The sequence below is a fragment of the Xanthomonas sp. WHRI 7945 genome (genome assembly GCF_035026585.1).
Genome location: NZ_JAYIQP010000028.1, coordinates 1 through 14915 on the forward strand (window position 1 = coordinate 1; position 14915 = coordinate 14915).

Annotated in this window: 13 protein-coding genes; all 13 read right to left on the reverse strand. The window is 71.1% G+C overall.

All coding sequences use genetic code 11. The annotated features are described in order from the left end of the window. Positions 1–227: 227 nt before the first annotated feature. The gene (locus tag VDQ83_RS16955) at positions 228–1061 is read right to left on the reverse strand and encodes a glycosyltransferase family 2 protein (RefSeq protein ID WP_455435809.1); all 834 of its coding nucleotides are present in this window, start codon (positions 1059–1061) and stop codon (positions 228–230) included. Between the two features lie 6 nt (positions 1062–1067). After that, positions 1068–3359: a type II secretion system secretin GspD gene (gspD, locus tag VDQ83_RS16960; RefSeq protein ID WP_455435810.1), complete on the reverse strand. Its 2292-nt coding sequence runs from the start codon at positions 3357–3359 to the stop codon at positions 1068–1070. Positions 3360–3368: 9 nt separating this feature from the next. Further along, complete coding sequence (gene xpsN, locus VDQ83_RS16965; protein ID WP_455435811.1) at positions 3369–4151, reverse strand: type II secretion system protein XpsN; 783 nt, start codon at positions 4149–4151, stop codon at positions 3369–3371. Next, entirely contained in the window at positions 4141–4938 is a 798-nt protein-coding gene (gene gspM / locus VDQ83_RS16970; RefSeq protein ID WP_455435812.1) for a type II secretion system protein GspM, read from the reverse strand. Before gspM ends, xpsN begins: the two co-directional genes overlap by 11 nt. Then, complete coding sequence (locus VDQ83_RS16975) at positions 4919–6043, reverse strand: PilN domain-containing protein (RefSeq protein WP_455435813.1); 1125 nt, start codon at positions 6041–6043, stop codon at positions 4919–4921. The genes gspM and VDQ83_RS16975 overlap by 20 nt, the downstream gene beginning before the upstream one ends. Beyond that, positions 6040–6900 (reverse strand): general secretion pathway protein GspK, encoded by an 861-nt coding sequence (locus VDQ83_RS16980; protein WP_455435814.1) that lies wholly within the window; start codon positions 6898–6900, stop codon positions 6040–6042. Before VDQ83_RS16980 ends, VDQ83_RS16975 begins: the two co-directional genes overlap by 4 nt. Beyond that, a complete protein-coding gene (locus VDQ83_RS16985) occupies positions 6897–7547 on the reverse strand; it encodes a type II secretion system protein J (protein ID WP_455435815.1) in 651 nt (216 codons plus the stop codon). Before VDQ83_RS16985 ends, VDQ83_RS16980 begins: the two co-directional genes overlap by 4 nt. Beyond that, positions 7544–7960: a type II secretion system protein XpsI gene (gene xpsI / locus VDQ83_RS16990; protein WP_455435816.1), complete on the reverse strand. Its 417-nt coding sequence runs from the start codon at positions 7958–7960 to the stop codon at positions 7544–7546. The genes VDQ83_RS16985 and xpsI overlap by 4 nt, the downstream gene beginning before the upstream one ends. Then, the gene (gene xpsH, locus VDQ83_RS16995) at positions 7957–8406 is read right to left on the reverse strand and encodes a type II secretion system protein XpsH (protein WP_263397205.1); all 450 of its coding nucleotides are present in this window, start codon (positions 8404–8406) and stop codon (positions 7957–7959) included. The genes xpsI and xpsH overlap by 4 nt, the downstream gene beginning before the upstream one ends. Before the next feature lie 79 nt (positions 8407–8485). Then, complete coding sequence (gene gspG / locus VDQ83_RS17000; RefSeq protein WP_263397204.1) at positions 8486–8920, reverse strand: type II secretion system major pseudopilin GspG; 435 nt, start codon at positions 8918–8920, stop codon at positions 8486–8488. Between the two features lie 508 nt (positions 8921–9428). Continuing rightward, on the reverse strand, positions 9429–10643 hold the full coding sequence (xpsF, locus tag VDQ83_RS17005) for a type II secretion system protein XpsF (protein WP_455435817.1): 1215 nt from the start codon (positions 10641–10643) through the stop codon (positions 9429–9431). Between the two features lie 112 nt (positions 10644–10755). Beyond that, positions 10756–12486: a type II secretion system ATPase GspE gene (gene gspE, locus VDQ83_RS17010; protein WP_455435818.1), complete on the reverse strand. Its 1731-nt coding sequence runs from the start codon at positions 12484–12486 to the stop codon at positions 10756–10758. Between the two features lie 399 nt (positions 12487–12885). Continuing rightward, on the reverse strand, positions 12886–14778 hold the full coding sequence (locus tag VDQ83_RS17015; protein ID WP_455435819.1) for a S8 family peptidase: 1893 nt from the start codon (positions 14776–14778) through the stop codon (positions 12886–12888). Between the last annotated feature and the right edge of the window lie 137 nt (positions 14779–14915).

The window sequence follows — 14915 nt, forward strand, 5'->3', positions numbered from 1 at the left end:
GACTTCGGTCCCGACCGCTTCTCAGGATCGCCCAGTCCGCGACTGCGTTCGTCGCGGCTGAAGCCGCTCCTACAGGGGCCTCCCCGCCACGTGCGTATTGCTGCTTCCTGTAGGAGGGACTTCGGTCCCGACCGCTTCTCAGGATCGCCCAGTCCGCGACTGCGTTCGTCGCGGCTGAAGCCGCTCCTACAGGGCTGGGGCATTGCGTCCGGCGGCGCCTGGGCGCGCTAGGCGTCGAACAGCGCGCGCTGCGGGTCCGGCGGCGGCAGCTCGGCGTACAGGCGCTGCAGGTCGTCCCGGCGTGCACGCAGCGGATCGTGCATCAGGAACCCGGCCAGGCGCGCATGCCAGGCCGGCCAGCGCGTGGCCAGCGCGTCCATGTCGCCGTCGGCGGCGCGGCCCTCGCCGCTGCGCGCGACGTAGGCGGTTTCGCACAGCACGTTGCGCCAGCCGAGTCCGGCCATGCGCAGCGACAGGTCGGTCAGCGCCGCGTACCAGGAGCTGTAGCTGCTCGCGTCCAGGCCGCCGGCGCGTTGCCGCGCCGCGCCGCGCAGGGCCACCGCATGGCACACCGCCGCCGGCAGCTCCGGATGCAGCGGCGGCAGCGCCGCACACGCGCGGGCCAGGCGTTCGCCGTCCTCGGGCACCGGATTGATCTCGCCCAGCCGCGGCCAGGCGCAGGCTTCGCCGGCGTTGCTCCACGGCGTGGCGCTGGCGATGGCGGCATCGCGCGCCAGGCATGCGCTCAGTTGCTGTAGCCAACCGGGCAGCGGCTGCGCGTCGGCGGCCAGCACCACCACGTCGGCACCGGCGCAGGCGCGCAGCATCTCGTCCAAATGCGCGACCTCGCCGAGCATGCGCGGGCGCCGGGTGTAGTCGGCCTGCAGCCGGGTGCGCGCCAACCAGGCCTCGACCACGCGCTGGCCACGCGGCCCGGACTGCGCGTCGTCGGCCAGCCATACGCGGGTGCCGGCCGGGGTATGCGCTTCGAGTGCGCCCAGGCACGCGTCCAGCGCGGCGTCGTCGACACCGACCGGCAGCAGCACGATGGGCAGGGTCACCGGTGCTTACTTCTTGTCCGACGCCGGCAGCGGCTCCATCGCCTTGAACTTCTGTCCGTACTCGTCGGTGAGATTGCGCGCTTCCTGCGGGTTGCGCACGATCGTCGGGGTCAGCAGCACGATCACTTCGTTGCGGGTCTTTTCCTGCGACTTCTGCCCGAACAGCGCGCCGACCACCGGCAGCTTGCTCAGCAGCGGCACGCCGGCGCTGCCGTCGCTGGTGCTGTCGTTGATCAGGCCCGCCAGCATGATGGTGTCTCCGCTCTGCACCGCGGCCTCGGTCTTGACCCGGCGCGTGTTGATGTCCACGTTGCAGGCCGAGCTGTTGACCACGCTGGTCGTTCCCTCGGTGCACGCAGCCGGACGCGACCCCGGCGTACTGACTTCCTGCACGATGTCCAGGAACACCATGCCGTCCTTGGTCACGCGCGGGCGCACCTTCAGGATCACGCCGGTGTCGATGTACTGCACCGAGGAGTAGCTGGTATCGGTGCCGATGCCGGTGTTGATCGAGGTCGAGTTGATCGGAATGCGCGTGCCCACGTTGAGGGTGGCCTCGGCGTTGTTGCGCACGAACACCGACGGGGTCTGCAGCAGCTTGAGATTGGTGACCTTGTCCAGCGCACTGATCACCGCGGCGGCATTCTTGCCGAGGAAAGTCCAGCCGAGGCCGGTGGTGCCGGTGACCTTGCCGGCGATGTCGCCCCAGATGCTGCGTCCCGCGGCGCTGGGTAGGTTGGCGCCGCCGCCGATGCCGATGTTGGTGGCATCGGCGGCGGCGCTCACCGCGTTCTCGAAGAACCAGTTCACGCCGTAACGCAGATCGCCGGTCAGGCTGACCTCGGCCACCTGCGCCTCGATGTGCACCTGCATCGGCATCACGTCGAGCTTCTCGACCACGTCGCGGATCGAGCGCCACGACTGCGGCGTGGCGCGCACCAGCAAGGTGTTGGTCTCCTCCACCGCCGACACGCCGACCTTGTCGCCCTGCACTTCCAGGGTCACGCTGCCGTTGCCGGGGGTGCGCTGCGACAGCTGCAGGCTGCCGTTGCCCAGTCCGCCGCTGCTGGACGAGGAAGAACCGCTGCTGCCCGAGGAGAAGCTGTCGCCGCCGCTGCCGTTCAGGCTGCCGCTCCCGCCCAGGCCGCCGTCGCTGCTGCCGTTGAAGCCGCCGCCGCTCATCTGGCTCAACTGCGTGCCCGGCATCAGCGAGGCGTTGGAATCGCCGCGGTTGCCGCCGGCGCCGAACACCTCGGCCAGGCGGTCGGCCAGGTCCTTGGCCTTGATGTATTTCAGTTCGTAGGAGAACAGGCGGCTGCCGCCGCCGGCGCTGTCGATGCGGTCCAGCCATTCCTGGATCTGGTCCAGGTAGCGCGCCTGCGGAGTGATCACCAGCACCGCGTTGGCGTTCTCCAGCGGCATGAAGCGGAACATGCCGGCGCTGGGGGTCTTGCTGTTCTCGCCGAACACCTTCTCCAGGTCGGCGGCGACCTGCTCGGCCTTGCCCGACTGGATCGGGAACACGCCCACCGACATGCCCGACAGCCAGTCCACGTCGAAGATCTGCACCGTGCGCAGGTAGTTTTCCAGCTCGGCGCGGGTGCCGCCGAGGGTGATGACGTTGCGCGAGCCGTCGATGCCGACGATCGCGTTGGGCCGCGCGTACGGCTCCAGCACCTTCTTCATCTCGCTGGCGGAAATGAACTTCAACGGCACCACCCGTACCTCGAAGCCGCGCGCGCTGGCCGGCGAGGCGGTGCTCGGCGCGACCGTGCCGGCCAGGGCCTGGTCGGCGGGCACGATGTTGTAGCGGCCGCCGCTGTAGACCATGCGCGCGTTGTTCCAGCCCAGCACCATCTCCAGCAGGTTCAGCGCCTGCGCCGGCGACACCGGCTTGGGCGTGGCCAGGGTCACCGTGCCCTGCACGCCCGGCGCGATCACGTAGTTCTGCCCGAGCATGTCGCCGAGGATCGCCTTGACCACCGCGTGCACCGACTCGCCTTCGAAGTTGAAGGTGGCGCTGCCGCTGCTGGCGTTGGCCAGCGACGGCGCCGGGGCGGCGGCCGCGCCGGAATTGATCATGGTGCCGCTGCCGCGGCGGATCACCGGGGCGACGCGCTCCGGCAGGTCGTTGGGATCGGCCGTGCCGGCCGGCCCGCCGGGCGTGCTGCTGGTGCTGCCGGCGGCGCCGACGGCGGGATTGATCGCGGCGCCGCGGCGGACGTCCGGCGAGGGCGTGGTGGCGCAGCCGGCCACCAGGCCGATCGCGAGGAACAGGGAAAACAAGCGCGGCGTCATGCGATCACTCTAAGGGTTCTGGCCGGGGGGAGTGCCGTTCTGGCGTTGTTGCTGCAACTGCCGGCGGCGGGCTTCGATACGTTCGCGGATGGCTTGCAACTGTTGCGACGACGGCGCCGGCGCGGCGGCCGGTTCGCTCGGCGGCGGCGCATTGCCCGCTGCGTTCGACGGCGGCGGTGGCACGGCGGTATTGATCGCGGCATTGCTGACAGGCGCGTTGACGGTGGGCGCGGCCACCGGCGGCGGCAGCGGCGGCATGCCCGGCGGACGCGCGCCCTGGCCGAGCACGGTCGGCGGCTGCCCGCCCTTGCCGTCGAACACCTGCAGCTCCAGCGTCTGCGTGCCGCTGCCGCCGCTGACCACCGCGCGGCGCGGTTCCAGCGACAGCAATCGCCAGCCTTTCACCGGATCGCTGCCTTGCTGCAGGCGCAGCGATTCGCCCTGCTCGGTGGTCAGCGTGGCCATTTTGAAGGTGTCGGTGAGCAGCACGCCGGTCAGGCGCACGCTGGGCGCGGCGGCCTGGCCGTTGTCGGCGCTGAGGAAGAACGGATGCGGCCGGCGGTCTTCGGCGAACACCGGGCGCGCGGCGATCTCGGCATAGCGCGAATACTCGCCCAGGCGCTCGCCGGCCGCCGCCGGCAAGGCCGGCAGGCGCTGGGTCATGGCCGGATCGTCGGGCAGCGGCTCGATCCGCTGGCCAAGGCCAGCCACGCCCAGCACCCACACCAGCAGGCCCCACAGCGCCAGCGTCGCCAGCCACACGCTGCGCAGGCCGATCGCTTCAATGCGCATGCGCGCCCCCCTCTTGCTGCGGCTGCGCGGCGGCGTCCGGCATGGGCGACGGCGCTGCCGCAGGCGCCGGCTCGCTCGGCCCGGGGCCGGCGGGCGTGCCGGCATCCATCACCGGCGCACCCGGCGGCGGCGCAGGATTGCCCGGCGATGCCGCCGCGGGCGACGGTGACGTGCCCGCTGCCGCGGGCGGCGCCGGCATCGCGTTCGGGCGCAGATAGCCGGCCAGTTCGAAGGCCACGTCCAGACCGTTGCCGCTCTCGCCCGGCGACAGCTGGTAGCGCTGCGCCATTACGTTGAGGTTGTCGACGAACAGCGCCGGGGTGCCGCTTTCCAGCGCATGCAGCACCGCCGCCAGTTCCGGCGTGCCGCAGCGCAGCCGCACCTGCACCGCGACACGGGTGAAACGGTCGCGGCGGTTGTCGGCGGCCAGCGGCGAGCGGTTGCTGATCGCGCAGCTGCGGTTGCCGGGACTGGCGGTGGCCACCGCGCTTTCCAGGCGCTGCACCAGGCCGGCCGAGGCCAGTTCGGCCGAGGGCTCGCGCAGGAAGCCCGGGCGCTCGGCCAGCTCGCGTTGCGCCTGTTGCAGCCGCTGCGCCACCTGCGGCGCCTGCTGCAACTGCATGCGCACGCGCAGTTCGCGCTGGCGCAGTTCCTGGATCTGCGCCTCCACCTCGCGCATCGGCAGCGTCCACCACGGATGCACCAGCACCAGATAGCCCAGCCCCAGCACCGCCAGCAGCAGGCCCAGCGCCAGCCAGCGGTCGCGCTTATCGACCTGCACCGGCATCGGCGGCCTCCTTGCGCTTGGTCCCGGCCAGTTCGGCGGTCAGGGTGAAACGGTCGCGATGGCTGCCCGGATCGGCCTGCAGCACGCCGGTCAGCGACGGCGTGCGCCACAGCGGCGAGCCTTCCAGGCGCCCGACCAGCGAGGACGCTTCGCTGCTGAGTCCGATCAGCTGCAACTGGTCGCCCTCCACCGAGAACTTCTCCAGGTAGGTACCCTCGGGCAGGCGCTTGCTCAGCTCGTTCCAGATTTCCAGCGAGGTCGGGCGCTCGGCGCGCAGCTGGTCGAAGAACGCTGCGCCTTCGACCAGGTCGACCAGTTGCTGGCGCTGCGCGGACACGCCGCGCGCGCGCTGCGCGCCGTTGTCCACCTGCGCGCGCAGCTGCTCGAGCGCGTCGCGGCGGTTGTCCAGCAACTGCCAGCCGGCGGCGAACAGCGCCAGCAGCGCGGTCGCGGCAAGGATCGCGTTCCAGCGCCGCATTGGATCGGCGCGGCGATGGCGCTGCTCCGGCGGCAGCAGGTTCACGCCCAGCGGCGCGCCGTCGGCGCCGGCCACGTCGACCCCGGCCAGGGTCGGACGCAGCGCACCGGCGCTGGCGTGCAGGTCCTCCAGCACGCGGCGCGGCGCCACCACCAGTTCGGCGTCGAGTTGCGCATCGTCGCGGCGCGCGCCAAGGCGCACGTCGTAGACCACCTGGTCGGCCTGGAACGGCGTCTGCCGGTCGATCTCGAACCTGACCACGTCGCGCAGGTGATCGGCGGCGGCGGCCGGCAGGCGCAGCGTGCGCTGCAGCGCCGAGTGCGCCGGCAGCAGCCAGGCCCGCGGCAACGCCGCCAGGCGCGGGCCGAGCACGGCATCCAGGTCCGCCGGCGACAGCGGCCACGGCAATGCCAGCGGCGCGCCCAGTTCGGCCCCGAGCTGGCGGGCGACCAGCAGCTGCTCGCCGTCGCGCCACAGCAGCAGCCGCGCCTGCGACCAGCCCAGCTGCAGCTGCCAGCGCGGCGGCAGCCACGCCATCAGCGACCGCTGCCACCAGGCCAGCAGGCCGCCGGCACCGGGCGTCATGCGCACGCCGAACTTCTCCATTGTGTCGCGCCACGCAGTCATCGAACGGTCGATCCTTCTTCCCATCGCAGCACAGTGTAGGCGGAGCCTGGTAGCGCCGACGAGCCTGGGCGCACCACTGCGCGCAGCACGGCCTCGCGTCCGGCCGCCAATCGCGCGCGGCTTTCGATGCTGTAGGTGCCGCCGCCCCCGCCGATCGGCGCGGCCTGCGCCGGGTCGTTGCGCTCGCGTTGCGCCAGCACCTGCTGCGCGTCCAGGCCGAGCGCGGTCAGCACCGGTGCCGGCGCGAAATCCGGCGCCGGGCGCGAGATGCCGCTGTACAGGGTCAGGTTCGGCAGCAGCTTGGCGTACAGGTCGGCATCCATGCCCAGCACCAGCTGCAGTTCGGCCAGGCTCTCGAACGGCGCGTCCTTGGCCCCGTATGGGCGGCCTTCGGCGGCGTAGTCCGGGTCCTCGGCGCCGCCGTTGGGCTGGCTGAGGTTGTCCGGATCGCGCCAGTCCACGATCGCCGCGGCGATGCGGTCGGCGCGCTGCGGATCGCCGCCGACCGCGCGCACCAGCGCCGCCAGCAGCGGCGCGTCGGCCAGGTTCAGGTCGACCTTGCCGCTCTCGTCGGTGATGCGCAGGTCGACCGTGGCGTCTTCGTACTGCCAGCGGTAGCGGCGCCCGTCCGCGCGCCAGCCCGGCTGCGTCGGCGTGCCGGCGAGCCGGGTCAGCGCGTATTCGAGTCCGGCGCGGGCGCGCTCCTGCGCCGCCGCGCCGTCGCCCAGCACCTTGCCCTGCAGGCCTTCGGTGCGCGCGGTCAGCGCGAACGCGCCGATCAGCGCGGTCAGCAGCGCGATCAGCCACAGCACCAGCACCAGCGCCGCGCCGCGCGCATGGTTCGGCGCCGCGCTCATTGCCGCGCCTCCGCGCTGCCGGCCTGGCGCAACGCCACCACCAGCGGCGGCCAGACCATGCCGTCGTCGCTGCTCAGCTCGATCGACACCAGCAGCGGCAACTGGTCGGTCTTCTCCCAGCGCTCCTGCCAGGGGCCGATGCTGCCGCGCTCCGGGTCGATGCCGCGGTAGCGGAAGCGCACCTGGCGCAGGCCCTCGGCCAGCGGCTCGGGCGGGCGCGGCTTTTCTTCGGCGATCTGCTTGCCGGCCTGCACCTGCACCAGCGCGATCGCCAGGCGCTGCTGGCCGCCGTCGCCGCTGACGCTGAGGTCGTGCAGGTAGGGGCCGCCGCGGCCCAGGTAGTCGGGAAGATCGGCGACGAACTGCATGCGCTGCGGCTCGCCGACGAAGCGCACCGGCTGCAGGGTGCGGCTGTCGATGTCCAGCGCCATCGCCTGCGCGCCGCTCAGGCGCCGGCGCAGGAAACCCTCGACCGCGCGCATGCGCTCGCTGCGCCCGGCGATGCTCTCGCCGCGGCCGCTGATCGCGGTGGCCGAGCGCAGCGTGGCGAAGGCCAGGGTCAGGCCGCCGACCAGCAGCACCGTGGCCAGCAGCACTTCGATCAGGGTGAAGCCGCGCGCGGCGGCGCGGCCCGGCGCGAGGCTCATTGCGGCACCCCGTTGTTCTGCGCGCTGACCAGGCGCAGCGTCTTCCACTGCAACGCCTGCGCCGGCGCATCGCCCCAGCGCACCTGCAGGTTCAGTTGCAGCAGCGTCGGCGCGCCGGGCGTCATGGTCGTGTCCGGCGGCCGCCGCGCATCGACGTACGGCGCCACGTCCAGGATCCAGCGGTAGCGGCCCTGCTCGAAACTGCCCTGCTCGCGGCCCGGCTGCAGCGGCTGCTCCACGCCCTGCGCGGCCAACAGCGACTGCGCGTACAGCGTGGCGCGGCTGAGCTGCTCGGCGCGCTTGACCTGGCGCGCGGCGCCGGACAGCGAGCCGAGCAGCAGGGTCAACGCCAGCGCCAGCAACGCGAACGCCACGATCACCTCGATCAGCGTGTAGCCGCGCTGCGCCTTCATGGCATGCCCTGCTGCGGCGGACGCCCGACCCTGACTTCGCCGGTCAGCCAGGCCACGTCGATGCGCCAGCTGGCGCTGCGCGCCTGCAGTTCGATGCGCCCGCCGGTGGCGGCGCCGTCCTCGAAGAACTGGATCGCGCCTTCGTCCTGCCGCCGCTGCGCCTCGCGCGCGCCGCTGAAGCGCACCGTCAGCGACGGCGGGATCTCGCCGTGGCGGCCGTTGGGCGCCTGCCACCGATGCGCTTGCGGATCGATCAGGAAGCGCTGCGGCTGGCCGGTGGCGATCGCCTGCGCCCGCGTGTAGCGCAGTTGCGAGGCGATCTCCTTGGCCGACGAACGCAGGCGCATGCCGTCGATGCCGCCGGTCAGGACCGACGCGGCCAGCACCGCGGCGATCGCGATCAGTCCCACCACCAGCAGCATCTCCAGCAGCGACACGCCGCGCATGCGCGCACGCGCCGCGACGGCGCGCGCTGGCGCACCGCGGCGGTGAGCGCGGGCATGGGTCTGGATCACGGCGCCGGGGTCACTCGTACTTGATGTCGGCGTCGTAGCTGCTGCCGCCGGGCTGGCCGTCCTTGCCCAGGCTGATCAGGTCGAACGGCTTGCCGTCGCCGGGCGCCTTGTACTCGATCGGGTGGCCCCACGGATCGTTCAGTTCGCTGGCCTTGGCGTACGGACCGAGCCAGCCGCTGACGCCGCCCGGCGCGGCGACCAGGTCGTCGAGCTTGGACGGCAGCTTGCCGGTGTCGAGCTGGTAGTTGTCGATCTTGCCGGCCATGGTCTGGATCTGCGACTTGGCCAGGTTGGCTTTGCCGCGATCGGCGCCGCCGAGCACGCGGCTGCCGACCAGGGTCAGCACCGCGCCGATCAGCACGATGACGATGATGATTTCCAGCAGGCTCATGCCCGACTGGCGTGCGGCGGAGGGGGAACGGGTCAGGGAGCGGATAGTTCGCATTGCATCGGATCCTTGCGGTGAAAAACCTTATGTAGCCGAACGCGGCGACGCTGGCGGTCGTGGCGTGCGGGTCGTGCAGCTGCGCTTCATGCGCGGAGATCTCGGCGTGACACGCGCCATGGTGCGCGGCGGCGATGCCACTGTCATGTCAGCGGCCTTGGCTGCGCAGCGGGGCTGCGGACCGACGTGACGTGCCGCCGGGCCGGGCGTTTCGGCGCGCCATGCGCCATGGCGCGGCGCACGAATGCTGCAGGCATCGTCGCTGCCGTCCATGGCGCGACATCGCCATGCCCTGACAGACCTGCCCGGCCATCCATGGCCGGGCGTTCGGCCATGCGCGAACCAATGGTTCGCAAACGCATGACCTCCTTCGATTCGACACTCCGCTGCGCCAAGGGTTCGCGCTGCCATCCATGGCGCAGCACCACGTGCGCCGGAACCGCCGGCCCGGCCATCCATGGCCGGGCGTTCGGCCATGCGCGAACCAGTGGTTCGCAAACGCATGGCCTCACCCAATCGCATTGGTGAGGTCGTACAGAGGGACGAGGACGGAGATGATCACCAGCCCGACCACCGAGGCCAGGACCAGGGTGATCAGCGGCACCAGCGCGGCGAGCAGGCGGTCGATCGCCTGCGCGGTTTCCTGCTCGAACGTGTCGGCGGTCTTCAGCAGCATCGTGTCCAGTGCGCCGGATTCCTCGCCGACCTGGATCATCTGCAGCGCCAGCCGCGGGAAGCGCTTGCCCTTGGACAGCGAGGCCGACAGGCCGTGGCCGTTCTTGACGTCGTCGGCGGCGGCGCCGACGTCGGCGGTCAGCGCCAGGTTCGACAGCACGTTGCGCGAGATGCCCAGCGCCGCCAGCAGCGGCACGCCGTTGCGCAGCAGCGTGCCCAGGGTGCGGGTCAGCCGCGCGGTTTCCAGCCGCGCGATCAGCACGCCGATGAAGCGCTGCTTGAGCAGCCAGGTGTCGAAACCGGCGCGGAACGCCGGGTCGCGGCGCTTGCGGTCCACCGCCAGCAGCGCCAGCCCGGGCACCACCAGCAACACGATCCACCAGTCGCGCACGAACAGGCCCACGCTCAGCACCGCCTGGGTGAACCACGGCAACTGCACGTCCAGGCTCTCGTACATCTGCGCGAACTGCGGCACCACGTAGCCGAGCAGGAACAGCAACGCGCAGCCGACCACGCTGACCAGGATCGCTGGATAGATCAACGCATTGATCACCCGGCCCTTCAGTTCGCGGCTGCGCTCCAGGTATTCGGCCAGGCGCTGCAGCGTGTCGTGCAGGCTGCCGCCGGCCTCGCCGGCGCGCACCATGTTGATGTACAGGCGCGAGAACAGGCCGTGCTGGCGCTCCAGCGCGACCGACAGTGGCGCGCCGCCGCGCACCGCGTCGCGGATATCGCCGACGGTGCGCTTGGAGCGCTCGTCCTCGGGCAGTTCGAGCAGGATCGACAGCGCGCGGTCCAAGGGTTGGCCGGCGCCGAGCAGGGTCGCCAATTGCTGGGTGAACTGCACCAGCGCCGCGCCGTCGAACGGCTTGGGCCGGAACAGGCCGCGCAGCGAGGTGCCGCCGCCCTGTGCGGCGAGCTTGGCCTCCATCGGCATATGCCCCTGCTCCTGCAGGCGCAGCGCCACCTCGGCGTCGCTGGCGGCTTCCATCTGGCCTTCCAGGATCTCGCCGTGCGGGTCGAGCGCTTTGTAGCGGTACAGGGGCATTAGGGGCGGGACTCGGGACTCGGGACTCGGGACTCGGAAAGCGTGGCGTGCCTGCTCCGCGCATGCCGGCGCGAGCGCGGCACGACTGCGCCGACGCGGCGTGCCGCGCGCATCAGGTTTCCTCCGTGACGCGCAGCACTTCCTCGATCGTGGTCTGGCCGCTGAGCGCCTTGCCCAGGCCGTCCTCGTACATCGTGCGCATGCCGGCCTCGCGCGCCAGCTGCTCGATTTCGCCCATGCCGGCGTGGCGCATCACCGCGCGCCGCAGCGCGTCGTTCATCACCAGGAATTCCATGATCGTGGTGCGGCCCAGGTAGCCGGTCGGCGCGATCGCCGAAGGCCGCGGGCGGAACAGGAAAATCTCGCCCTCCGGCTGCAGCCGGCGCAGTTCAAACTTCTCGATCTCCTCTGGCGAGGCCGCATAGCGCTCGGCATGGGTCGGCTCCAGCCGCCGCACCAGGCGCTGCGCCAGGATGCCGTTGATGGTGGAGGTCAGCAGGTAGTCCTCCACGCCCATGTCGAGCAGGCGGGTGATGCCGCCGGCAGCGTTGTTGGTGTGCAGCGTGGACAGCACCAGGTGGCCGGTCAGCGCCGACTGGATCGCGATGCGCGCGGTTTCCAGGTCGCGCATTTCGCCGATCATGATGATGTCCGGATCCTGGCGCACGATGCTGCGCAACGCATGCGCGAAATCCAGCCCGATCTGCGGCTTGGCCTGGATCTGGTTGATGCCTTCGATCTGGTATTCGACCGGGTCCTCGACGGTGATGATCTTGACGTCGGAGGTGTTGAGCTGGCTCAGCGCGGTGTACAGCGTGGTGGTCTTGCCCGAGCCGGTGGGGCCGGTGACCAGCAGGATGCCGTGCGGCTGCTCCAGCACCTTGCGGAACTGCGGCAGGAACGCGTCGGTGAAGCCGAGCCGGTGGAAGTCGAACACCACCGTCTCGCGGTCGAGCAGGCGCATCACCACGCTCTCGCCGTGCGCGGTGGGCATGGTGCTCACGCGCAGGTCCAGTTCCTTGCCCTGCACGCGCAGCATGATGCGCCCGTCCTGCGGCAGGCGGCGTTCGGCGATGTTGAGCTTGGCCATGATCTTGACCCGGCTGATCACCGCCGCGGTCAGGTTGGCCGGCGGGCTTTCGCCGTCGATCAGCACGCCGTCGACGCGGTAGCGCACCTTCAGCCGGTTCTCGAACGGTTCGATGTGGATGTCCGAGGCGCGCAGTTCCACCGCGCGCTGGATCACCAGGTTCACCAGCCGGATCACCGGCGCTTCGGAGGCCAGGTCGCGCAGGTGCTCGATGTCGTCGGTGGCGGTGCTGTCGCCGTCGGCGGTTTCCACGATCGCGCCCATCGCGCTGCGGCCCTGGCCGAACCAGCGCTCGATCAGGTCGTCGATCTCCGAGCGTAGGCCGACCCGCGGCAGCACCACGAACCCGGTGGCCAGGCGCACCGCGTCGGCAGCGTAGGTCTCGTGCGGATCGGACATCCACAGTTCCAGCGCGCCGTCGCGCTCGCCCAGCGGGCATACGTGGAACTGCTTGAGGAAGCGCAGCGACAACGGCTGCGCCTCGGGCAGGTTCTCCGGCGCGGTGGCCGGCAATTGCTTGGCGTCGAGCAGCGGCAGGCCCAGCACTTCGGCGCTGACCTCGGCATGGTCGCGTTCGGAGACCAGCCCCAGGCGCGCCAGCAACGACAGCAGGCCGCCGCCGGATTCGCGCTGCAGCTGGCGCGCGCGCAGCAGGTCGCCTTCCTTGAGCCGGCCCTTGGCCAGCAACGCATCGACGATGCGCGCTTCGGGCGTATCGGCAGCGGCAGCAGTGTCCTTGACGAGCGCGTTCACACAATCCCTCCAGAGCGTGCGGCGACTTTAGCAGTTCGGCGCGACCTGCCGCCCGCCCGCGCAGCGTCGGCCGGTGCGACTGTCTACGAGGCCGCGGCAGCGCCGCATGCGGTCATCGGCATGACATGGGCGACGCGCATCGTGGCCGGCTGCCGCGGTCGCGCGGTCGCGCGGTCGCGGCGGCGCCGGTCGTCGCGGTAGTGCGCAGGGTTGGCAAGACGAGCGCGCGGCGCCCGCAGTGCCGAAGCCGGATCGCGCATGCCTGCGCGCGCCGGCCGGCCAGCCGCCAGCGACATCCGCCGCTTGACCACGCGTTTCGCCGTCCTGACGCAGGAAACCCGGCCGAAGCCGGGTTTCCTGGTTCCTCCGGCGCCGTTTCCGGCGCCGTGCGTCGCACCCTTACTGGCGGGCGACCAGGCTGACGCCGCTGTAGCTCGACGTGCCGACCAGCTTGATGTAGTAGGTGCCGGCCTTCGGCGCAGTGAAGCGCACCGTCTCGTTGTTGCCGGGACGGGCCGACTTGGCGTCGTAGCTGCTGCTGGTGGGCTCCTTGTCGAAGCTCACGTACAGCGACACGTTGCCGCTGCCGCCGTAGGTGAGGAAGCTCAGCACCGCGCCGGCCTCGGCGTCGAAGCTGTACAGCACCTCGTTGCCCGCCGCGCCGGTCAAGCCGGACACCGCGACCTTGTTGGTCAACGCCGTCGCCGGCGGTGCGCATTCCTCGGTTTCCGGATCGCACGGCACTTCCAGCGCCTTGTCCAGTGCGGCCTTGGCGTCGACGATGCCGGTGCCGATCGGGGTGCTGGTCGGGATCGACACCGGGAACGGACGCGCGGTCTGCTTCAGCAGGGTCTCCAGCGCGGCCGGGGTCAGCGGCGCGTTGCCGGCGGCGATCACCGCGCTCTGCACCAGGGCCGCCACCGCCGCCACGTGCGGAGAAGCCATCGAGGTGCCACCCATGCCCATATAGGTGTAGGCGCCGGAGGTCGGCGTGGTCGCGCCGTTGTAGCCGTTCTGCCAGACGAAGCCGCCCGGGTTGCCGTCGACGCTGCCGCCGCCGCCCGGACCGGACAGATCCACCGCCGTGCCGTAGTTGGAGTAGTAGGCGATGCCGCCGGTGATGCGCGTGGCGCCGACCGCGATCACGTTGGCGCAGCTGGCCGGACGGAAGTTGGAGGCATTGCCGGCGCTGTTGCCGGCCGCCACCACCACCGTGGTGCCGCGCGCCACCGCGCCGTTGATCGCATCTTGGTACAGCGCGTCGCAGGTGCCGCTGCCGCCCAGGCTCATGTTGATGATCTCGGCCGGATTGGCGTTGGCCGGGATGCCGGTGACGGTGCCGCCGGACGCCCAGGTGATCGCGTCGGCGATGTCGGACAGATAGCCGCCGCACTTGCCGAGCACGCGCACCGGCAGCACCGTGGCTTCCGGCGCGACGCCGGCCATGCCGACGCCATTGTTGGTGGCCTCGGCGACCGTGCCGGCGACATGGCTGCCGTGCCAGGAGCTGTCCTCGGCCAGCGAACCGGCGTAGCACTCGTTGTCGTTCTCGACCCAGTCGCCGTAGTCCAGCGCGCCGGGCACGCGTGCGTCGGTCGGACGCCGCGAGGTCTCCGCATCGGAGATGAAGTCGTAGCCCTGCAGCAGGTTCACCGCCACGTCCGGATGGTTCGGCAGGATGCCGGTATCCAGCACCGCGACGACCACGCCGTCGCCCTTGGACACGTCCCACGCGGCCGGCGAATTGATGCCGCCGGTGGGATTGCTCAGGTGCCACTGGTACTGCGCGTAGAGCGGATCGTTGGGCACCAGCTGCGGCTGTTCCAGCTTCGCCCTGGGCAGTTCGACGGCCTGCTGCTTGACGTCTACTAGCGCGTACTTGACCGCCGGATCGGCGGCGATTTCCGCGACCACCTTGTCCACGTCGGCCTTGCTCAGCTTGCCCGACAGGCGGATCAGGTCGGCGCCCACGCCCAGGGTGCGCACGTATTCGGCGCGCACGCCGGCGGCCGCGGCGCGGGAGATGCCGTTGCCACCGCCGAGGCTGGCGCGGGTCACCGCCGATTGCACCGCCGACAGCTTGGCGCTGCGGTCGCTGGACGCGGCGCTGCCGGCGTTGTAGCGCACCACGATGCGGCTGGAAGTCTGCGCGTCGGCCGGAGCGGACTTGCTCGGCTCCTTGACCGGCAGCTGCGACGCGGCGCCAGCCGCGAACGCGCTGGAGGCCCCCATCGACATCATCAGCATGGCGGCGGCGATGGCATTGATACGAAGATTTTGCTTGTCGATCACGTTGACGTCCTCTTCAAAGTTTCATGGATCAGGCGACAGTTGCGGCCGTAAAAAACTCCTTTTTCCCGAATCCGTTGGCCGGCCCAGCCAAGGTCCTTTGGTCTGCCCCCTCAGGCCATGTCTTGGCGGACGGCGGC

Coding starts and splice junctions, on each gene's coding strand:
- gspD (WP_455435810.1), bottom strand. CDS start 3,359: ATGACGCCGCGCTTGTTTTCCCTGTTCCTCGCGATCGGCCTGGTGGCC.
- VDQ83_RS16975 (WP_455435813.1), bottom strand. CDS start 6,043: ATGACTGCGTGGCGCGACACAATGGAGAAGTTCGGCGTGCGCATGACG.
- xpsN (WP_455435811.1), bottom strand. CDS start 4,151: ATGCGCATTGAAGCGATCGGCCTGCGCAGCGTGTGGCTGGCGACGCTG.
- xpsH (WP_263397205.1), bottom strand. CDS start 8,406: ATGCGCGGCGTGTCGCTGCTGGAGATGCTGCTGGTGGTGGGACTGATC.
- gspG (WP_263397204.1), bottom strand. CDS start 8,920: ATGCGAACTATCCGCTCCCTGACCCGTTCCCCCTCCGCCGCACGCCAG.
- xpsI (WP_455435816.1), bottom strand. CDS start 7,960: ATGAAGGCGCAGCGCGGCTACACGCTGATCGAGGTGATCGTGGCGTTC.
- VDQ83_RS16985 (WP_455435815.1), bottom strand. CDS start 7,547: ATGAGCCTCGCGCCGGGCCGCGCCGCCGCGCGCGGCTTCACCCTGATC.
- gspM (WP_455435812.1), bottom strand. CDS start 4,938: ATGCCGGTGCAGGTCGATAAGCGCGACCGCTGGCTGGCGCTGGGCCTG.
- VDQ83_RS16980 (WP_455435814.1), bottom strand. CDS start 6,900: ATGAGCGCGGCGCCGAACCATGCGCGCGGCGCGGCGCTGGTGCTGGTG.
- xpsF (WP_455435817.1), bottom strand. CDS start 10,643: ATGCCCCTGTACCGCTACAAAGCGCTCGACCCGCACGGCGAGATCCTG.